This is a genomic window from Terriglobia bacterium, assembly GCA_020072845.1.
Taxonomy (GTDB): domain Bacteria; phylum Acidobacteriota; class Terriglobia; order Terriglobales; family Acidobacteriaceae; genus JAIQGF01.
Genome location: JAIQGF010000004.1, coordinates 1 through 20,435, shown reverse-complemented (window position 1 = coordinate 20,435; position 20,435 = coordinate 1). Strand labels below are relative to the sequence as shown.

Here is a 20,435-nt window from a genome sequence, read left to right as displayed (position 1 = left end):
GGAACCCATGGACACGAAGCATCTCGGCATCAATAGCAAGTTGATCCACGCCGGCCACCGGGCGGACCCGACTGGCGCAATCAACGTTCCGATCTACCAGACCTCCACCTTTGCCTTCCGCGATGCCCAACACGGGGCCGCGCTTTTCGCCGGGCAAGAGGACGGCTACATCTACACCCGCATTGGAAATCCCACCATCCGCGCACTCGAGGAGAGCGTGGCCGAACTGGAGAACGGTTGCGGCGGCATTGCCACCAGTTCCGGCATGGGCGCGGTTTCGACTTTGTACGTAGCGCTGTTGAGCGCGGGCGCTCACATGGTGAGCACGGCATCGGTCTACGGACCCAGCCGCGGACTGGTGGAGAACCACTTTTCGCGTTTCGGAGTCGAATCCACCTACCTCGATACCTCGGACCTGGCCCGGGTCCGGGATGCCCTGCGTCCCGAGACCAAGCTGGTGTACGTCGAGACGCCGTCCAATCCGACGATGCAGCTTACCGACATCGCGCAGGTTTCGGCGCTGGCGCATGCCCACGGCTGTTTGATCGCCGTGGATAACACCTTCGCCAGCCCGTATCTGCAAAAGCCCTTGGATCTCGGCGCCGACGTGGTGCTTCACTCGGTGACCAAATTCATCAATGGCCACGCCGATGTGGTAGGCGGAATCCTGGTCGCGAAGGACCCGTCGATCTACAAGCTTTTGCGCAGCGTCATGGTTAATTTCGGCTGCAACATGGATCCGCACCAGGCCTTCCTGGTGTTGCGCGGACTCAGGACGCTGGGCGTTCGCATCGAGCGGGCCCAGCGGAACGCACTGGAGATCGCGCGCTGGCTGGAGACGCAGCCTGAAGTTCAGACTGTGCGCTACGTCGGCCTGGAATCGCACCCGCAGCATGAGTTGGCTAAGCGGCAGATGCGGGGCTTCGGGTCGATGATCAGCTTCGAGCTCAAGGGCGGAATGGAGGCGGGGCGCCGGCTCATGAACGCGGTCAAGGTGGCCACGCTGGCCGTCTCCCTGGGCGGCGTAGAGACCCTCATTGAGCATCCGGCTTCCATGACGCATGCGGGCATCTCGCCCCAGGATCGTCGAGCGGCGGGATTCAGCGACGGCCTGGTTCGCTACTCGGTTGGCATCGAGGATGTGGAAGATCTCATCGCCGACCTCCGCCAGGCGCTCGACGCGGTCGCGATGGAAATAGAAGTCGCTGCTGCTCGCTAGCGGCAAGCGCAAATTCCTCCAGATGTATGCGAGCTGCTGTGATCCAGAAACTGAGCATTACGGCCCTGGTTGAAAACACCGCCGGTCACTTCGACCTGCTGGGCGAGTGGGGACTTTCGCTCTGGATCGAAGCCGATGAGCACCGCATTCTCTACGACACCGGACAAGGCCGAACGTTGGTGGACAATGCACGGCTGCTCGGCGTCGATTTGAGCCGTGCGGATGCCTTGGTTCTCAGCCACGGCCACTCCGACCACAGCGGGGGCATCGCGGCGCTGATGGCCAGTGGTTTTCACGGCAAAGTGTTTGCGAATCCGGCGGCGTTTGCGAAGAAATATCAACGCGAGAAGGACTCGGGTGTCCGGCTGAAAGGTATGCCGGCCGAGTGCGTCGAAGCGCTTCGCCACGACGTTGAACTGATCGACTCGTCGGCGCCAACCCAAATTGCTCCCGGGGTGATCGTGACCGGCGCCATCCCGCGCCGGACGGAGTTTGAGGATACCGGTGGAGCTTTCTTCCTGGAACTGACGGGACGCGCACAGCAGCAGTTGCTCGCGCACGAGGCGCGGCTGAGCATGGATGAGCGCCATCACATCCTGCAGTTGGTCGCGGAAACCGAAAGCGCCGCCCGGCTGATAGTGGCTGCTGCGTCCCCAAAGACGACACGCCAAAACCTGGTAGACAAGCCAGCCGTTGGCGAGCACGTCGAGAGACGCGTCGGGTGTCTCCACCTGCACTGCGCCGAGGGTGTGCGTCCAGTACTGCCACACAGCTTCGAGGGCGCCTCGGGCGGCACCCGACCCGCAGAACCGGCGAACCAGGCTGGTCGCATCCTCGGCGTCTTGCCCCATGCCGAGCGTGAAGATGATTTCGCGTTCTTGCCCACCGGCAAGTTCGAATGGAACCTGGATCGCCGCACAGGGATCCAACGCCGCTCCCACCTTGCCGGCGAGCCGCGACCGGGACATCGCAGCCGGACTTCGAAGTGTGCCATTGCGTCCGAGAAACTCAGCCCGATCGCACGTCACGGTTTGCTTGGGAGCGTCCGCGGCGAAGAAGCCCACCCAGCCGGCGTACTCCGTGTTGTACGGGTTGCGCGCGAACAGGGCGGCGCTATTCGGGGCAATTTCGCTGGTAACGTGCATCGACGTTTTCGGCCGCAGGTCACCCAAGACCCATTCCACATATCCCGTAACGGAGAGTCGGCGCGATCGACTCCGACTGGTTTCGCACCTTCAACACCGCGAACTTGACAGGCGCATCCAACGCTACATAAACCCACAACTCCGAGCGAATGCCGCTTTCGGTGTGTTCGAAGACGCTGTAGCCGAATCCGTGCCGGCTGATGTAGGGCGTGGCGCCGCGGCTGGGCCATGGTGTGGGCGACCAGAAGTGGCCGCTCTCCTCATCACGGCAAGCGCCGAGGCATACGGCGCAATCACCAGATCCTCGGCGAGGCCACGTTTCAGACCTTGACCGGGAACGCCAAAGGCACGGTACTGATAATTGAGGTGAACGTCTGTCGTGTTGTAGCCCGATTCCGAAATACCCCACGGCACGCCGCGCCCTTTTCCATACTCGATTTGCCCATGGACGGCCGCCTTGTAGGTTTCATCGAGCAATGAGTTGTCATAGGTTGGCATTACCAGTAGCGGCATCAGGTACTCGAACATCGATCCGCTCCAGGAGAGCAGGGTTGGCTCTCCATCAGAATTGGTGAGCAATCGGCCCAGGGCGAACCAGCTCTCCTGCGGCAGTTGCCCCTGCGCAATGCCGACGAAATTCGACAGTCTGGCTTCCGAGGCCAGCAGGTCGTAAAAACTCGAGTCCCTCCGGCTTTCGCCGACGTTGTATCCGATCGCCAAGAGATGACGTGTCTTGTCGAAGAGGAAGTCGTATTCAAAGCAGGCGAGTTCTCCGCATTGTTGGGCAAGTGTTTCTATGGCCGAAATTCTTGTCCGGGCTCGCTCGCCAGCCTGCGTGATGAGTGATCGGAGCTCAGCCGGCCCGGTGCTCGCTTCGAGGGCGGTTAGTACGTCCACCTCAAGGGTTGCCAGTTCGCGCAACGTGGGGATATTGGAAAGCTCGGGGCAGTCGCTGCGCCACTCCAGGGTAGTTAGAAGCGCGGACCACGGAGCGAGGAACGCGAGTTCATCGCCGGCGGCCCGGCATTGGCCAATGAAAGCACTGGCCCACCTGCTCGCTTCACTGTCGGAGCCGGGCCCGAGGGCAGCGATCACATTCGCCGCGGATGACATTAACGCCTCAATGTTCAACCGGGCGGCGGTGAGCGTCACCGGGGGTGATTCGCAGAGGCATGCCAACTCATTCTGGAGTTGCGCGAGTCGGGTTGCGGACGTGCCACGAGCAACGTCCTGCAGGCCCGCAAGGGTGTCGCTGAGCCCGGCAAACAACCGCGCTCCTAGGATCTTGTCATCGGCAACGGCGAGCAGTCCGGAGCGTAACGTCAGCAGGCTTGCGGCGAGATTGCCGCTGTCCACGGTCGAAACGTACCTCGGTGTCAGGGGTTTAAGAGATCTTGTGTCGTACCAATTGAAAAAGTGGCCGCGATAGCGTTGCAGGGTTCTCCTCGTGTGCAGCGCATTCGCCGTGCGTTCGATGAGCTGTCCAGCGGAAACGTAGCCGAAGTCGTAGGCGGACAAATTCGCCAGCAGCGCCAGCCCCATGTTGGTCGGCGAGGTGCGATGGCTGACTACAGCGACAGGGTTTTCCTGATAGTGATCGGGCGGCAGCCAATGATCCTCGGGGCCGACAAAGGTCTCGAAGAACCCCCAGGTCTTGCGAGACAGTTTTCGGAGAAACACGGTCTGGTCAGCCGTCAGCCGTGCCCGGTGGTGGGCCAGCGGGCGGCTGATCCACCATGCAATGACCGGCGAAGTGAGCCATAGTGCGAGTAGGGGCCCAGCACAAGCCAAGGCGGAAGGCCTCAAAACCGCGAGATAAATTCTACAGCACCACGAATGTTCCGGTTTTCGCGAAGAAGAAACCCGAAGACTGGAATAAGGCGCTCCGCAACATTGCCTTGCTGAAGTTGACGGTTCCAGAGGCGAACGCAGCCACGTACGACGATGACGAGCAGATGCTGGAGATCCTCATGCGGATGATGCCGCAAGCATTTCTCTACGACTACGATGGCGTTGACGGAAATTTTGTCAGGCTCAAATTCCGTCCCGACCCCAGCTACAAACCCCCGAACTACGAGGCTCGGGTGGTTCATGGCCTTGCCGGAACAGTGCTGATCGATCCGCAACAGCAACGCTTGGCAAAACTCTCCGGTCGGCTCATCAATAGTGTGCAGTTTGGTTGGGGGATCTTCGGGCACATCGACAACGGCGGCACAATCGAAGTTGGGCGCGTTCAGGTCGGACCCTCACAATGGAAGACCGCTTTGCTCAACATCCAATTGTCAGGGCGTCTGATTTTCTTCAAGACAATCAACAAACAGCGATACGAGGTCCGATCCAATTTCCGCGCGGTTCCCGGTGATCTCAGTCTGGCAGATGCGAACGACCTTCTTGTTTCCCCAATCCTCCACTCGCCAGATCCTGAGATCCGGCACGGCGACCCTGCAACCACCTCGTTTAATTTGCCGTAAGAGTTCCTGCCTGAGTAGCGGCAAGTGCGGATAACGCTACATTCGGACCCGTGCGTGACAGACTTGCCGACTGCTGAAATCATCCGACATTGCGGGCGGCACGACTACGGCACGCGAGTTCGAAGCAGACGGGAAAGCTGGCGGCCGTGACGAACACCATGGGGTACAAGGATGTGAGGACCGCGATGCAGTAATAGCACACGAGTTCGAGGTCGTGTGCGCCGCACTGAACCCGGTCTCAGCAACGCGACCGGGGGCGCAGTGTGCCGAAAAATTCCTGCGGCCTACCCAGAAACACAACCCGGGTGAGTGATTGAAGAGCAGTGGGCTCGCCAGGATTTGAATTGAGACCAATCGACCTGACGGCTCTTTACGGCACACCTCAAAAAGTCCCACTGAGGTAAGCGATTGATTCCTTGGTGGGCCCGCCAGGATTTGAACCTGGGACCAATGGATTATGAGTCCACTGCTCTAACCGCTGAGCTACGGGCCCTCCAGCCAGAATCTAGCACATCTCACGCCGCGTTTCGTTTTCGCTGCCCACGCCCCGCCCCGGGTTACACTGCTTCCGGGTGAAGCGCCTCATCATCAACGCCGACGACTTCGGCCTCACCGCGGGCGTCAACCGTGCCATCGCCGAAGCGCACCAGCGCGGCGTCGTCACCTCCGCCAGCATGATGGCCGGGGGCGCTCAATTGGACGAAGCCGTAGCTCTTGCCCGCACTTTGCCGCAGCTTTCGATTGGCTGTCATGTTGATCTGATCCAGCTTAGTCCCGTGTCCGCGCCCGGACAGATTCCGACGCTCACCCACGGCGCGACATTCCGGCCTGGGTTCGTGCGCTTTGCGCGTGCCGCCCTGCGCAACCGCCTCTCCGCCGCCGAAATCACCTCCGAAGCGGCGGCGCAGATGGCGAAGCTCCAATCCGCCGGCCTCGCGCTCACCCATTTCGACACCCACAAGCACACCCATCTGTTTCCGCGCGTGCTGCGCCCTCTGTTGACGGCGGCAAAAATGCGCGGCATCCGCGCGGTGCGCAACCCCTTCGAACCCGGCCCCGGGGCCCGGTTTTCCCGGGTGTTATTGCGGCCCAAATTGTTCAGCCGCTATTGTGCGGTGCGCGCATTTCAGTCCATGGCAGGGAAGTTTCGCCGCATCGTTGAGGCGGAGGGCCTCGTCACCACCGACGGCACCGTTGGGATCGTCCTCACCGGCTCTCTCAACCGGCCTCGGCTGGACACGCTGATTCGCCGCATTCCGGAGGGCACTTGGGAACTGGTCACCCATCCCGGCTATAACGACCCCGCGTTGCGTCCGCTGAGCGCCCTCACCGCATCGTGCGAAACCGAGCTTGCGCTGCTGACCTCGCCCAGCACTCGCGACCTTTTGAAGGAATGTGGTGTTGAATTAATTTCCTACCGCGACTTGGTCCCTGTCGCCACAGCCTCCGGAGCCTGACCCGCGCAAGAAAAAGGCGGTCTTCACCGATTTGAGTACAGCGGTTGAAGGGTCAGAAAGCGCATCAAGTCTCGAGCGGACCGAATGGGGTGGGCGGTGGCCCACTTCAATTTCAGGAGCAGCATCTCTTCATCTCGCATTCCACGAGCGCGGCGGAGCACGGCTTTGATGGTCGTGTTGATCGATTCGACCACGCCGAACCGAACCGCGTGATCACAGTAAGCGGCGATGCCCCTCGATATGTTTGAGAAGGAAGTCGCCCAGTCGCTCCATCTCGGGAAGCCGGATGGCCACGTGGGATCGCGTTTCGATGTCCAGGCCGCCGAGCAGACCGCCACCCCAATAGCGGTCCGCGCAGGAGGCCGGGTACTGCCTCAGATCGCTGTACTCAATCGGTGAACACCCTAGATTCGACCGTTCCCGCAACTGTGGATCGGCTGGGCTCCGTCATTTGCCGGCCGGCGGCGGAACGCTTTCCTTTGCTCGCTTCAGATCGAAGTGCGCGCGCAGCAGCTTGTCGCCAGGCAGCATGAACGTCCAGTCTTCGGTGTGGTGGTCCGAGGTGATGGGCGTGAACACGAAGTTATGCAGGTATGCAGGCCTTGTGCTACCTGAAATGTCGACGAAATCGAACTCCACCGTCTTCTGGTCCGGCGACTTGCGAGCCACCATTCGGGGCCTGTTGCCGGCTTCGCAGTAGTGAACTAACGTCAGATGATCACCCTCCAGATAAATCACAGTCGGCTCTGGTACTCCGCCGGGCGCAATCTCATGCACTAAGACGTTTCCGCGGGAGGCCACGCGCATCGTGACTTGGATGGCCCCATCTATCTCGGGATTACGCGGATCGGTCGTGACTCGGCCGGTCCACGTGCCCGCCAGCCTCTTCAACGCACCGAATGACATTTGTGCGTCCGACGTCGTCGAGGGGTTTGCTTCTTGCCCCCGCGAAGAGTCCTGCGCAAAAGCAAGACCACACAGTGACAGGATCCCGATACAAAGCGCCGACGCTAGCGATTTCACGCGAAGACTCCTTGAGAAGTTAACGATTCTACTCTCTTCGCTGAGAAAACAATCCTGTTCGTCCCGCCGTCGGGTAGTCCCGCAGGGGCCGCCGAGCAGACCGCCCACCCCACCCAGCGGTCCGCTCAGGCGGCCGAGTGCTACCGCAGATCACTGTACCCAAATCGGTGAACAGCCGAAAAAGGGCACTGCCTTCGCCGTGCCCTGAGACTGGTCTGAAACTGAAACTGAACCTATTCCTTCTTCGCCGCCTTCTTCACCTTGGTCCCGCCCCTTTCTGCCACCGCCTTGTCGCCAGCGGGTTTTTCTTCGGCGCGGATCACCTTCGTGTCTGCCCCGAACGGTTTGCGCGGCATCATCTGGTCGCGCATCGCGGCGTTGTACACGAACGAGGCCATAATCACCGCCGCTTCCATCAGGTCGTCCTTTTGCGCCCGCTCGTAAACGTCCATGTTCGAGTGGTGCGTCCGCGACTCGTACTCCAGCGGGTCCTGGATGAACTGGAATCCCGGCACGCCCACCGCGTCGAACGGCAGGTGATCGGTCCCGCCGGTCATTCGCATCGTCACCGTCCCCGCGCCCAGGTCGCGGAACGGCTCCAGCCACGCTTCGAAGATCGGCCGCACCGACGCATTCTCCTGGGTGTAGATGCCGCGGATTTTTCCCGACCCGTTGTCCAGGTTGAAGTACGCCGACACCTTGCCCCACTCCGCCTTGGTCACCACCGGCCCGGTTTCGCGCCGCATATAGGAGGGCAGCGCGGCTTCGCTCGGGCTTTGGTTCGGCGGCGGCTGGCGTTCGCCGATGTGCTGCGTCACGTACGCCTTCGAGCCCAGCAAGCCCTCCTCCTCGCCGCTCCACAGCGCGATGCGGATGGTCCGCCGCGGCTTCACGCCCAGCGATTTCAAGATGCGCACCGCCTCCATGGCGACCGCCACGCCGCACCCGTTGTCGGTGGCGCCCGTCCCGGTGTGCCACGAGTCGAGATGCCCGCCCAGCATCACGATCTCGTCTTTCTTATCCGTGCCCGGGATCTCCGCCACCGTGTTGTACGCCATCGGATCGTCATCGTAGAACTTTGTCTTGACTTCAACTTCCAGCTCCACCGGCACGTCGCGATCCATCAATCGCAGGATGCGCCCGTAGTGCTCGATCGACATCACCAGGCTGGGCACGCCCATCGGCTCGTCTTTCTTGTACGCCTGCGTGCCCTGGACGAAGATGGTGCCGCCGTCGCCGCTGCTCGGTTTGATCACCGCCGCAACCTTTTCGTCGGTCAGGAATTTCACCAGCTCTTTGCGGAACTGTAGGCGCCGGACCATCTCCTCGCGTGACGGCCTCTCGTATCCGCGCCGCATCGCCGCCTGGTACAGGTAAATCTGCTCCAGGCGCTTGTCGTCGTAGCGCTGCATTTCCACGTCCTCGTGCGGCTTCACGTCGCGCATTTCGCCCAGCAGCACGATCTGGCCCGCCAGCTTGCCGCGATATTTCTCGAAATCTTCCGTGCGCTCGAGCTTGGCGCGCACGACTCGTCCGCGCAGCAGCCCCGGCGTCGATGGCGTCCACGCCTCCGGCTGCGCAATCAGCATCGCCACATCCGGCGACACCATGCGCACGAACACCGATTCCTCCGACCACCCGCGCCCGAACGGGCCGTAGCTCTCCAGGTGAGCGTTCGCCAGTCCCCACTTTTCCAATTGCTCGCGCGTCCAGTCGTTGGCCCGCTTCATGTTGGGAGAGCCGGTCAGCCGCGGGCCGATCCGGTCCGTCAGCTCGCTCAGCGTGTCCATCACCTTGGAATTGCGGAATCCTTCTTGCCGGATGCTGGTGATGGTTTCCAGGTCAACGGATTCAGTGGTCGCCGTGGCCGCGCCGATGGCCGGAATCGCCATCGCGGCGGTGATGACGACCGCCAGCGCGGCGGCCGTGTAGGAGAGCTTGCTTCGCATCATCAATCGTCCCTCGCTTCGGTTCAATCAGAATGCACAATATCGCTTGGGGCCCGCGTCGGGCCTGATTTCATCATGCGGTGCCGACGTGAAGCAACGATGTTAATCAGCAACTCGGTTTGCGGCAACGCTGTTTACGCGACTCAATTTGCATCACCGATTGTGCAAACTGGCCCTGATTGGGAAGTGTGCCCGTCTGGGCATGCCGGCATTTTCTGTGGAAAACTATCCTGCTCCTCCGGAACAAAATGGGTGCATTCTAGGAGGGTTCGCTCTCGCAACGAGTGGGGCTGGAATAACTCCGGTCCTGAGGCTTCGGTTCCCCAATGATGTCGGAGACCTCCATGCTGTCGAAATGCGCCAACCCCGTGTGCACCACGCCGTTCCACTATCTCCGCGACGGCAAGCTGTTCCAGATTGACACCTCGCTCAACCGCCCGCAGAGCGCGGGGCCGCAATTGGTCGCCGAACCCGGGCAGCCTCACCGGGTCGAGTTTTTCTGGCTCTGCGCCGAGTGTTCATCCACGATGACGCTTGCCTTCCAGCGCGGAAAAGGCGTGGTCATGGTGCCGCTGCCGGCCGCGGTCACTCGCCAAGCCGCCGCCTCCTAGGGCCAACCCGGCGCGTGTACCCTATTGATCAGAAGAATCTCTTGATGGGGTCCAACTCGGATTGCGTACGGCGAATTGGGTCATCCATTGTTTCTGGGCTATGCAACAATGGCGATCATTCCCAAAACGTGGAGTCCTAAAGTGTGATCTCCCTGGACTGTTGTCCGGGCCTCCACCGATTGGCGGTCCATTCCCCTGGTGAAGACAAGCCACGCGATTTCTTGCGGAACTACGCCGCCTGCGCCTTGCGCAGCATCTGGAAGAATTCGTCGACCAGGTTCGGGTCCCACAGTCCCGCCGCAGCCTCCTGGCGCATGGTTTCTGCCGCTTGCTGGTGGGGCAGCGCCGGTTTGTAGGGGCGCGCGGTGATCAGCGCATCGTGGACATCCACAATCTGCAGGATACGCGCCAGCAGCGGGATGTCTTCGCCGCCGAGCCCGTCGGGATAGCCGCTGCCGTCCCAGTGTTCGTGATGGCTGCGGATGATGGGCAGCACCAGGCGCAGCGACTTCAGCGGCTGGCAGATGGTTTCGCCGGTGATCGGGTGCTGCTTCATGATCTGCCATTCCTCGGGCGTGAGGTCGGTGCCCTTCTTTAAAATTTCGTCGGGCACGGTGATCTTTCCCAGGTCGTGGAGGTACCCGCCGCGGCGCAGCGCAACCACCGCCTCCTCGCCGAGTTTCAGGTGGCGCCCCATCTCGCTGGCGTAGCGCGCCAGCCGCTCGCAGTGGCCCTCGGTGTAGGGGTCGCGCGCCTCGACGCTCAGCCCCAGCGTGCACAGCACGTCTTCGGCGCTCTCCAGCTCATCGGTGAATTCCTTGAGCTTGAGCAACGAACGGACGCGCGCGAACAGCTCTTCCGGAAAGATGGGCTTGTTCAGGAAATCGTCGGCGCCGGCCTCGATGCCGCGGATTTTGTCTTCCCGTTCGGTCAGGCCGGTGATCATGACCAGCGGGATCAGGCGGGTCATGGGATCGGCCTTCAACTCGCGGCACAGATCGTAGCCGGACTTGCCCGGCATGATCACGTCCAGCAGGATCAGGTCGGGCAAATGGGAGCGGATTTCCTGTTCGGCATCGCCGGCGTTGTGCGAGACGCGCACCACGTATCCGCGCGTCTGCAGCAGTTGTGCCATCAGCGACGCGTTTTCCACGTGGTCATCAACCACCAGGATGCGCGCCACGCGCTTCTGCTGGAGAACGAAATTCATGTGTTCTGTAGTTGACGACAGGAGTACTGGTTTTGGTTGCATCCCTGTCACGCGCGGTGCGATTTCTTTCCCGATCATAATTCTATGCTCCCGCGCTGGATCACGCTGTAAAACTTGCGGATTTCCTCCGCCCGGGACTAGGCTTTGCGCATGCGCCATGCTTGCTTCATCACCGTGGCCTGCCTCGTCCTGGCAGTGATCGCCGCGGCCGCGCCCCGGCAGCACGTTGTCACCTTTGGCAAGTGGATGCCGGTGCAACTATTCCTCGGTCCCGACGAGGACAAAGCCATGGACCTGAAGGTCCGGTCTTTGTACGTGGATGGCCGTCTGCGGGAATTCACCACTGGTGATCCGCACGACATCACGGAGCGCATGTTCGTCGTCCGCCGCGCCTACCGTCTGAACGATTGGCTCCCGTCGGACCAGGGCACGGCGCACAAGTGGAAATGGCAGCGCGGCGGGTGGTTGCTGGTGGACCGCGACAGCGGACGGATCAGCCAGCTCAACCTGCCGAATTTCGATGCGTTCTATTCCCTGGCAAGCTGGTATCGTGATTATGCCGCCTACTGTGGTGTCTCCGACGACGGCGCGAAGGTGTTCGCCATCGTGGCGCAGTTGGGACGCAAGAAGCCAATCCTGAAGCGCGAGCTTGGGGCGGCGAAGGACGCCGACATGCCTGACGCGCAGTGCCTCGCGCCCGATTGGCAGCGGCAGCCGGTGCGGGTGACGTTTTCCCCCGCCGGCGCCGCGAAGCTGACATTCAATATCCGCGGCCACGCCGCCGATCTCGCGCCGATGACGAGCGAGTCCGGTGAAGAAGACAAATAATGAAATCCTCTGTGGTTGTGTTTCCTGAAGAGGACGAGGGTTATTGGCCGGAGGAGCCTGGGAAATCGTCGCTCTAGCTAGCAATCTGGAAATAGAACCGACAACCGACAACCGACAACCGAAAACCGACAACCTGAAACTGAAACTGAAACTGAAACTGAAACTGAAACTCTCATGAAATCCCTCGACGAGTATCTCCGCGAAGCCGAAGTTGCCCACGGCCACCTCTGTGCCGGGCAGGTGCTGGGCGTGCGCATGGCGATGCTCGGCCTGCAGAAGCTGGGCATCGAGGACCCGCGCGGCAAAGACCGCAAGCGGCTCGTGACCTTCGTCGAGATTGACCGCTGTGCCACCGACGCCGTCGCCGTCGTGACCGGCTGCCGCCTGGGCAAGCGCGCGCTGAAATTTCGCGACTGGGGCAAGGTCGCCGCCACCTTCGTTGACCTCTCCGCCGGCCGCGCCTATCGCATTGCCGCCCGCGAATCGTCCAAGGCCTTGGCCCGGAGCCTGCATCCCGAGATCGAAAACAAGAACCAGCAGCAGATGCTCGCCTACCGCGAAATGGCGGATGACGATCTGTTCGACGTGCAGGCCGTCACCGTGGAACTTCCGCCTGAGGAATTTCCCGGCTACAAGGGCGAGCGCGCCGTGTGCGCCCGCTGCGGCGAGGGCATCAACTTCCGCCGCGAGGTGGTGCGCGATAACCAGGTGCTGTGCCGGGCCTGCGCCGGAGAGGCGTATTACCGGCCCGCGTAGCGTAAGAGCGTGTGTTGCATTCTTGATTTAGTGATTGCTGATTTAGTGATTTGCCTGCGGAACCCACGCGAAACTCCGAGAATCACCAAATCACAAATCAGTAAATCACTCAATGAGTGCGGGTTTCACCTGCAAGCTGGCGTGCTCGCGTTGCGGCTTCTTCCTGAGTTGTTCTGATTTCTACTGATCGGCGCCGTGCGCAGGACCTTTCGGTTTTTTGGAGTGGCCGTTCGCCTGCTTCCACACACGTTCCACGGTGTCCTCGATCCGCGGCAGCGAAGCCGCGTCGTTCCCCGGATGCATGGCCGCGGCGAGCGCGAAGTTCCAGCGTTCCGCGTAGATGAGCTGCTTCTCCGGCCGGCGCTCCACCTCGCCGGCGTAGACGTATCCCATCCACAACAGCGCGGACAGGTTGTAGGCCAGCATCTTGCTAACCTGAACGAACGTCTTGGCCTGCAAACCAAAATTGGACAGGACAGCGACCACGATCAAGTCCACAGCGGCGATGATGCCAAAGCCCAGGGCGATGCCGAAGATGCGGTGGCGGAGCGTGATTCCCAAATAGCTGGAGCACAGCAGCATCAGCAACACCAGCCCGCACTGCATGAGCTCCACGCTGCGCATCGAATTCATAATCACGGTAAACAACTGGGTGCTGCCCGGGACCGGTCGTGAGCTAGCCGCGAGAAGAATTGCCGCCAACGCTAGAATCAGGGCGGCCCAGCGAAAAACTATGGTTCCGAATTCACGCAAGCCCACAAACGGGCGGAAAACACCAGTGAAAACCTCGTACAGCACGCCAAAGCTGATGGCGATGCCGAGTCCCGCCGTCGTCCAATATGCATAGAAATAATAGAGGGACGGCGAGCGGTTATAGGCATAGAAGTCGACAGCAAAGGTCACGACCTGGAAAACGACGAACGCAAAAAACAGCGGAAGTTCTTTTTGCAGTTTCCGGCGCAGCATCATGGCCGACAGCCACACAAACCCGGCCGCCGGCGTGATCCACAATGTGTAGTAAACAAGCTCGCGTGACATGGGTCGGAATGGAGCATAGCTCCGCCGCCCCATGCGAGCAAGCTTTTTGTTGGCCTCCGGTTACCGCAGTAAGTACTACTGCGGCGGCGCCATCACCGGCGGGCACTTCGGGTCGGCCGGATCGCACACCGGCATGGGGCCGCCGCCGCCGGCAACCATGATCGGAGCATTCTGCTTGGTATTTTTCGGCATCACAGCGGCTGACAATCCGAGCAGCATTAAGACGGCAATGGCACCACGAATGGCGGACTTCATTGAGAGCCTCCTGAATTGGGCTTGGGATTTGGGCAGAAAAGCATACCTGAACGGCGACAACTTTCAGCATGAATTTTCAGTACAATCTGATTTGTTCGGGGCGCTGCCCACGAATGCGGGCACAGGCGCCTTTCGCAAGCGAGCTTGCTACACGTTTCGGAGGTCCAGCCATGCCAACTACCGTCGACGCAGTGGAACAACACATCACCCAGATTGGCGAGCAATGGGCGCGGAACTGGAACGCGGGCGACCTGGACAAACTCATCCAGGCGTTCGCGCCCGATGCCGTCTACATGCCGCCCCATCATGCCGCCGTGCACGGCCGCGATGCCATTTATGAATACCTGAAAACGCCGATGCAGCACGGTGTCGGCGAACTCACCTATGAGGTCACCTTCGTCAAGCATTCCGGGGACCTGGCCTACGACGTCGGGCGCTATACGATGTCGGTGCCGCGTGCCGGCGGCAAGCGCCAGGAGCGCGGGAAATACCTCACGGTGTGGCGTCGCCAATCCAAGGGCGAATGGCTCATCGTGGCCGATACCTGGTCGAGCGACTTACCGGCTGCCGGCTAGGGCTAGCGGCTGGTCGCCAGCTTGGTCAATCGGTCTCTCAGTCTTTCGGTCGATTCGCTGCCGTCCCGCATCGAATCACCGACAGACCGATTGACCGATGCACAACTTCCATCACAGTTCAGAGAGGAGACATCATGCAGCGCAAAGGCAGTGCGGTGTGGAACGGTGGATTGAAAGACGGGAAGGGAACGGTGTCGAGCGCCAGCGGTGTGCTGTCGAACACTCCCTATTCGTTCGCCACGCGATTTGAAGGCGAGAAGGGCACCAACCCCGAGGAGTTGATCGCGGCGGCGCACGCCGGCTGTTTCTCGATGGCGCTTTCGGCGCAGTTGGGCAACGCCGGGCTGAAGCCGGAGCGGATTGCCACCGAGGCTACAGTCACGCTGGAGAAACTGGAGTCGGGCTTCGCCATTACGCAGGTCCATCTGCAAACCACGGCGCGCATTCCGGGAGCTTCGCCGGAAGCTTTCCGCCAGGCGGCCGACAATGCCAAGAGCGGTTGCCCCGTTTCCAAGCTGCTGAACGCCAAGATCACCTTGGACGCCAAGCTGGAAGAGTCGCGGGCAGCGGACTAACCGGTCGACAACTGGTTGAAACACTGATCCCTCCGTCCTACAATCTCCGCTGCTTGGGGCAGGGGATAGGTGTGTATGAAATTTGTCCGCTGCGTTTCATCGCTGCTCCTTCCGCTCCTGGTCACCACGGTCGCCATGTGTCAGGCGCCGCCGCAGGTGGCGTCTCCGCCGCGCGATCCACTCGAGCCTTCCACCGGCGCGACCTTCGTTCCCGACACTCCGCAGCAGCGCGCGTTGGTGCTGTCGCTGGTCGAACGCGCGCGCCAGAACAGCGATCTGCACATGGCGACCATGTCGCCGTTTACGCTCAAGCTGTCGTTCAACGCCGGCGGGCAGTCGAGCTACACCGGCGCCGGCGACATGGAAGAAACCTGGCTGTCAGGGCGGAGGTGGCGCTGGTCGGCGCATCTGGGCAGCTTCTCCATGGTCCGCATGGGCGGCGGAGGTGTCGCGTACGACGAGAAGACGCCCGGCCCCATCCCCATGCGCATCCACATGCTGCGTACGGCGGTGTTCTGGCCCGTGCTGGGTTTCTCGCCGGGCGCATTGATCCGCATCGCTTCCACGAAATGGAATGGCTTGGATCTCATGTGCGTGCTGCTCTCTCGCCAGGGCAACCCTGCTACGGCAACGCAGGGACGGCGCTGGGAGGAGATGGAGTATTGCATTGATACGAACGACGGCCTGCTGCGGCTCTATTCCGAGGCGCCCGGGATCTACATCACCTATGACTACCGCGACGCGCTGCACTTCCACAACCGCGTGCTGCCGCGGGAAGTTACGGTTGTGGAAGGCGAAACCGCCGTCATCTCGGCGCGGCTCGACAGCATCACCGACCCGGTTTCCAGCGATGCCGCCTACTTCGCGCCCACCGAACAGATGAAGGCGCGCGGTCCGGGAGCGATGCTGATGACGCCCAGACGGTTTCCGCTCTCGGTTCCGCTGTCCATCGGCCCGGTCGGCACCGTTCAGCCGGTCATCGTGGTTGTCGAAGTCGGGGAAGACGGCAAGGTGCTGGAAGCCGAGGTGCTCCAGGATTCCAATCCCGTGCTTAGCCGGCAGGCACTCGACGTGGTCAGGAAAGCGAGTTATTCGCCGCAGAAAGAGAACGGCGTTCCCCAGCAGAGGCAGTGGTATATCAACGTGCGGTTTGGAGGCTGATGGCAGCGGCCATGACCGGGAAAGAACAACTCGAAGCGTTCATCTCCCGGTACACGCCTGAAGTGGCGGCCTGCGCCCGCCGCGCGCTCGCCACGATGCGCCGCCGTTTGCCGGGCGCGGTGGAACTGGTTTACGACAACTACAATGCCCTGGTGATCGGGTTCGGTCCCAGCGAGCGCGCCTCCGAGGCCATCTTCTCCGTCGCACTCTACCCGCGCTGGGTCAATTTGTTCTTCCTCCAGGGTGCAACACTCCCCGATCCTGACAGGCGTCTTCGGGGCAATGGCAAGTTCGTCCGCAATACCGTGCTGCGCGATGCTAGCGAACTGGACGAACCGGAGGTTCGCAAATTGATCGACCAGGCCGTTCGGCGCGCGTCAAATCCCATTGACGGCCGCTGCCGGCGCCGCCTTGTCATCCGATCAATTTCAGCCAAACAGCGGCCTCGCCGGCCGCGGCAAAATTGAAATCTTGAACTGCCTCGAAAAATGCCTGCTCCAGTGTGATATCAACTGACCTATGCGTCGCCTGATGATTGCCACTCTCGTGTTGTGCGCGTGTTGTGCCGCTGCGCAAACCCAGCCTGACCCCGTCTTGCTAGCGGAAATCCAGAAGATCAAAGCGATTGATAACCACACACACGTGATGAAGGTCGTTGAACCTGGGCAGCAGGACACCGAATTCGACGCGCTGCCCTGCGATCCTCTTGAGCCGTCGGGCGCACCCACCATGACGCGCGCCGACAATCCCGCGTTCCTCAAGGCCTGGAAAGAGCTGTACGGCTATCCCTACGACGACGCGGCGCCGCAGCACCTGCGGGTACTGACGGCCGCAAAAGAAAAAGTACGCCGCCAGCAAGGCGAAAATTTTCCCACTTGGGTGTTGGACCGGCTCGGCATTGAAACCATGCTTGCCAACCGGGTTGCCATGGGACCCGGCCTCACCCCGCCACGCTTCCGCTGGGTGCCCTACGACGACGCGCTGCTGTTTCCCTTGAACAATGCGGCCATGGCCGACACGCCCGATCGAAAAATCTTCTTCGCGCGCGAAGAGGCTCTATTGAAGCGATACGCGTCGGACCTGCAGATCAAACGCCTGCCCGTGTCGCTGGATGAATATGTGTCCCGCATTGTTTTGCCGACGCTGCAACGTCAAAAGAAGGCCGGTGCCGTGGCGGTGAAATTCGAGGCGGCATACCTGCGAGCGCTGGACTTTGCGCCCGCTCCTCATGACGCTGCGGCAAGCATTTATTTTCGCCAGATGGGCGATGCCCGGCCGTCGTCGCTCATTCCGGCGCCCACAAAAGCCGAATACAAAATCCTGCAGGATTACCTGTTCCACGTGATCGCCGCCGAAGCTGGACGGCTCGGCATGCCCGTGCACCTCCATACCGGCGCGGGATGTGGCGGGTACTTCCAAATCGGCGGCGCCAACCCGCTGCTGCTGGAAGCCGACCTCGACGATCCTGTGCTGCGAAAAACGAATTTCGTCCTGCTGCATGCCGGCTGGCCGTTCACCCGCGAGACGGCGTTCCTGATGGGCAAGTCCAACGTGTGGGCGGACACGTCCGAAGGCTGGATGATCTCGCCCCACGAACTGGCCAACTACATGCGGAGCTGGATGGAGTGGTACCCGGAGAAAATCCTGTTCGGCACCGACCTGTACGCCGCTACGCCGGAAATCGGTTGGGAAGAGGTGGGCTGGCAGACCTCGCAAGGCGCGCGCTGGGCCTTGGCCGTGGCCCTCGCCGGCATGATCGAGGATGGAGAAATCACCCGCGCGCGCGCCCTGGAACTCGCTCACATGGTGCTGCACGATAACGCGGCGAAGCTGTACGGAATCCAGTGATGTATCGTGTTCCGACGCAAGTTGGGTATGCTCTTGGAGGCATTCGAGAGATGAGCGAAACTGGCCAGCGAGCGAGCGAGACTTCGTGGAAACCCCCGCTGTTACATCGCTGGAGCAAACTGCAACAACATGAAGATCAGGTATTTCTGGTCCTGGCGCTGGTTATAGGCGCATTCACAGGCTTGGCGGTCGTCGCTTTCATCTTGCTGACGGAACGAATGGGGATGCGGCTGTATCCGGCGGGCGGTGCTCCGTGGCGGCGTTTCTTGTTCCCGGTCTCTGGCTCCCTTGCTATCGGCTACCTCCTGTTCCGCTATTTTCCTGATGCGCGAGGCAGTGGAGTACCCCAGACCAAGGCTGCGCTATATGCGCGCGAAGGGCGTATCGCGCTGCGCACCGTGCTGGGAAAGTTCTTTTGTACTTCCGCGACACTGGCTAGCGGAATCCCCCTCGGACGCGAAGGGCCCTCCGTTCAAGTCGGCGCGGGTATTGCTTCAGTGCTCGGGCGTTCCTTGGGGCTGCGTCCCGAAAAGGTGAAGGCGCTTCTACCTGTCGGTGCGGCAGCAGCCATTGCCGCCGCATTCAACACGCCGTTGGCGGCAGTATTGTTTGCGCTCGAAGAGATCGTGGGAGACCTTCACGCGCCGGTGCTAGGCTCGGTGGTGCTGGCGTCGGCTACTTCTTGGGGGGTGCTCCGCCTGCTGCTCGGTAACAGCCCTCTATTCAAAGTTCCGCAATACCAACTGGTCCATTCCGCGGAATTTGCCGTTTATGCCGTGCTCGGAGTCGCCGGAGGCCTGGTTTCGGTCGCCTTCACGAAACTTCTGCTCGGCATGCGGAAACGATTTCTCCGCTTCCCGCAAAAGACACTCTGGTTTCAACCTTTGGCCGGCGGCTTGGTAGTCGGTTTATCAGGATGGTTTGTGCCCCAGGTCCTGGGCGTGGGTTATGGATATGTGGGCTACGCCCTTAATGGAAACATGGCTCTAAAGCTGATGGCGCTACTGGTGGTTCTGAAGGTCGTAACGGTGACCACGAGCTATGCTTCCGGCAATGCCGGCGGCATCTTCGGCCCAGCCCTGTTCATTGGTGCCATGTTGGGAGGTTCTCTGGGGACCTTGGCACATCATTGGTTACCCGCCTACACGGCGTCACCGGGCGCCTACGCGCTTGTCGGGATGGGCGCGGTCTTCGCCGGTATCGTGCGCGCTCCCATGACCTCGGTGGTGATGATCTTCGAGATGACGCAGGACTATGAGGTTATCGTTCCACTGATGATTTCAAATTTGGTGAGCCTGTTCATTTCTTCACGGCTGCAGCGGCAGCCCATCTACGAAGCTCTGGCAGTGCAGGATGGCATACACCTTCCCGGGCCGGAAACTCACCAACGACATGGTCACCGTCTGGTTGTCCGAGTCATGCGCACTCCAACTGAGCTACTGCCAGCCGAGATCACGGTTCAGGAGGCTTTGGAACGGGTTCGCCCGAGTGAATTCCGAACCTGGCTAGTAACTGATCGACGAGGCGTAGTTGGCGTTATCAACCTCCTGACTCTCGAACGAGAGGTAGCAGTGGGTGCTGCCAAGCAGCTGGGGGAGTTGGTGAATGCCAGTGCTTTTCCGCACGTCCACCCGGACCAAGGGCTTGCTTTGGCGCTCGAACGCATGGGTGCAAGCCAGATCGAAATCCTACCGGTAGTGAGCCGTGCCGATCTCCACAAGTTGGAAGGAATCCTGACCCTGCGCGATGTCCTGGATTCATACGGCGTCAGCCCGCCTGACCGGGCCTAAGCTTACCCGCCTTCGAAGCCGAGGCTCACCGGGGTAGACTGTCTGGCGGATAGCGCGCGTGCCCTGGAACTTGCGCGCATGGTGCTGCACGATCACGCGGCGAAGTTGTACGGTTTCCGCTAAGCGCCGCAGCTCGGGGAAGGGTGGAAGCGCCGGGCTTCAGCCCGGCGAATTTCGTTGGCCATATTCGGGGCTTTAGCCCCGGGAGGTGTCACACCCGCCCCGGAGCGCCCAGCAGCCGGGCGGGGAAGGTGACGATCGCCCACAGCAGCTTCAGCACCCCGTCCACCGCGATGCCGATAATCCGAAACGGCAGCAGCAGCAGCCACACCAGCGGGTACAGCACCAGCGCCAGCAGCGCCACCGGCCAGCAGAACACGAAAAGAATGCACCACAGTATGAATGTCAGCACGGTCGATCTCCTGCTCGTAGATACGTGCGCCGGTCCAGCAAGTTCAGAAAAAAGTCCCGAGTCCCGAGTCGCGAGTTTAAGAACGAAACCTCCGCTGCTGGCTCGCGACTCG

At 61.2% G+C, this 20,435-nt stretch carries 18 protein-coding genes, 1 tRNA gene and 2 pseudogenes; 12 read left to right on the top strand and 9 right to left on the bottom strand.

Annotation, left to right across the window (positions count from 1 at the left end; translation table 11 throughout):
- Positions 1-7 precede the first annotated feature (7 nt).
- Positions 8-1,219, top strand: a complete 1,212-nt coding sequence (locus LAN70_03405) for a PLP-dependent aspartate aminotransferase family protein (GenBank protein ID MBZ5510194.1) — start codon at positions 8-10, stop codon at positions 1,217-1,219.
- 26 nt (positions 1,220-1,245) lie between these two features.
- Positions 1,246-1,596, top strand: a pseudogene (locus tag LAN70_03400) (MBL fold metallo-hydrolase).
- A 138-nt stretch (positions 1,597-1,734) separates the two neighbouring features.
- Here the strand turns inward: LAN70_03400 and LAN70_03395 are convergent.
- A pseudogene (locus LAN70_03395) lies at positions 1,735-4,296 on the bottom strand (hypothetical protein).
- Positions 4,297-5,252: 956 nt separating this feature from the next.
- A tRNA-Ile gene (locus LAN70_03390) sits at positions 5,253-5,328 on the bottom strand.
- Between the two features lie 79 nt (positions 5,329-5,407).
- On the opposite strand from LAN70_03390, the gene LAN70_03385 reads away from it, so the two are divergent.
- The gene (locus LAN70_03385; protein ID MBZ5510193.1) at positions 5,408-6,292 is read left to right on the top strand and encodes a ChbG/HpnK family deacetylase; all 885 of its coding nucleotides are present in this window, start codon (positions 5,408-5,410) and stop codon (positions 6,290-6,292) included.
- Positions 6,293-6,315: 23 nt separating this feature from the next.
- Here LAN70_03385 and LAN70_03380 read toward each other — a convergent pair whose 3' ends face one another.
- The 3 genes from LAN70_03380 to LAN70_03370 all read right to left on the bottom strand — a co-directional run bounded on the left by LAN70_03380 (position 6,316) and on the right by LAN70_03370 (position 9,264).
- Positions 6,316-6,630: a transposase gene (locus LAN70_03380; protein ID MBZ5510192.1), complete on the bottom strand. Its 315-nt coding sequence runs from the start codon at positions 6,628-6,630 to the stop codon at positions 6,316-6,318.
- 109 nt (positions 6,631-6,739) lie between these two features.
- Positions 6,740-7,198, bottom strand: a complete 459-nt coding sequence (locus tag LAN70_03375; protein MBZ5510191.1) for a hypothetical protein — start codon at positions 7,196-7,198, stop codon at positions 6,740-6,742.
- A gap of 350 nt (positions 7,199-7,548) precedes the next feature.
- Entirely contained in the window at positions 7,549-9,264 is a 1,716-nt protein-coding gene (locus LAN70_03370) for a M20/M25/M40 family metallo-hydrolase (GenBank protein MBZ5510190.1), read from the bottom strand.
- A gap of 344 nt (positions 9,265-9,608) precedes the next feature.
- On the opposite strand from LAN70_03370, the gene LAN70_03365 reads away from it, so the two are divergent.
- On the top strand, positions 9,609-9,875 hold the full coding sequence (locus LAN70_03365) for a hypothetical protein (GenBank protein MBZ5510189.1): 267 nt from the start codon (positions 9,609-9,611) through the stop codon (positions 9,873-9,875).
- 229 nt (positions 9,876-10,104) lie between these two features.
- Here LAN70_03365 and LAN70_03360 read toward each other — a convergent pair whose 3' ends face one another.
- Entirely contained in the window at positions 10,105-11,085 is a 981-nt protein-coding gene (locus LAN70_03360; GenBank protein MBZ5510188.1) for a response regulator, read from the bottom strand.
- A 150-nt stretch (positions 11,086-11,235) separates the two neighbouring features.
- On the opposite strand from LAN70_03360, the gene LAN70_03355 reads away from it, so the two are divergent.
- Positions 11,236-11,913, top strand: coding sequence for a hypothetical protein (locus LAN70_03355; GenBank protein MBZ5510187.1), 678 nt, complete (start codon positions 11,236-11,238; stop codon positions 11,911-11,913).
- A 174-nt stretch (positions 11,914-12,087) separates the two neighbouring features.
- Positions 12,088-12,669 (top strand): TraR/DksA C4-type zinc finger protein, encoded by a 582-nt coding sequence (locus LAN70_03350; GenBank protein ID MBZ5510186.1) that lies wholly within the window; start codon positions 12,088-12,090, stop codon positions 12,667-12,669.
- A gap of 180 nt (positions 12,670-12,849) precedes the next feature.
- Here LAN70_03350 and LAN70_03345 read toward each other — a convergent pair whose 3' ends face one another.
- Positions 12,850-13,707, bottom strand: a complete 858-nt coding sequence (locus LAN70_03345) for a hypothetical protein (GenBank protein ID MBZ5510185.1) — start codon at positions 13,705-13,707, stop codon at positions 12,850-12,852.
- A gap of 75 nt (positions 13,708-13,782) precedes the next feature.
- A complete protein-coding gene (locus tag LAN70_03340; protein ID MBZ5510184.1) occupies positions 13,783-13,962 on the bottom strand; it encodes a hypothetical protein in 180 nt (59 codons plus the stop codon).
- 170 nt (positions 13,963-14,132) lie between these two features.
- Between LAN70_03340 and LAN70_03335 the strand changes: the two genes are divergently transcribed.
- The 6 genes from LAN70_03335 (at position 14,133) to LAN70_03310 (ending at position 19,911) form a co-directional block, all read left to right on the top strand.
- Positions 14,133-14,537, top strand: coding sequence for a nuclear transport factor 2 family protein (locus LAN70_03335; GenBank protein MBZ5510183.1), 405 nt, complete (start codon positions 14,133-14,135; stop codon positions 14,535-14,537).
- A gap of 134 nt (positions 14,538-14,671) precedes the next feature.
- On the top strand, positions 14,672-15,112 hold the full coding sequence (locus tag LAN70_03330) for an OsmC family protein (GenBank protein MBZ5510182.1): 441 nt from the start codon (positions 14,672-14,674) through the stop codon (positions 15,110-15,112).
- A 75-nt stretch (positions 15,113-15,187) separates the two neighbouring features.
- Positions 15,188-16,273, top strand: a complete 1,086-nt coding sequence (locus LAN70_03325; GenBank protein MBZ5510181.1) for an energy transducer TonB — start codon at positions 15,188-15,190, stop codon at positions 16,271-16,273.
- Entirely contained in the window at positions 16,273-16,740 is a 468-nt protein-coding gene (locus tag LAN70_03320; protein MBZ5510180.1) for a DUF1801 domain-containing protein, read from the top strand. The genes LAN70_03325 and LAN70_03320 overlap by 1 nt, the downstream gene beginning before the upstream one ends.
- Before the next feature lie 52 nt (positions 16,741-16,792).
- Positions 16,793-18,121 (top strand): amidohydrolase, encoded by a 1,329-nt coding sequence (locus LAN70_03315; protein MBZ5510179.1) that lies wholly within the window; start codon positions 16,793-16,795, stop codon positions 18,119-18,121.
- Between the two features lie 50 nt (positions 18,122-18,171).
- Positions 18,172-19,911, top strand: coding sequence for a chloride channel protein (locus LAN70_03310; GenBank protein MBZ5510178.1), 1,740 nt, complete (start codon positions 18,172-18,174; stop codon positions 19,909-19,911).
- A gap of 211 nt (positions 19,912-20,122) precedes the next feature.
- Here the strand turns inward: LAN70_03310 and LAN70_03305 are convergent, their stop codons facing one another.
- Positions 20,123-20,323: a hypothetical protein gene (locus tag LAN70_03305; GenBank protein ID MBZ5510177.1), complete on the bottom strand. Its 201-nt coding sequence runs from the start codon at positions 20,321-20,323 to the stop codon at positions 20,123-20,125.
- Positions 20,324-20,435 lie beyond the last annotated feature (112 nt).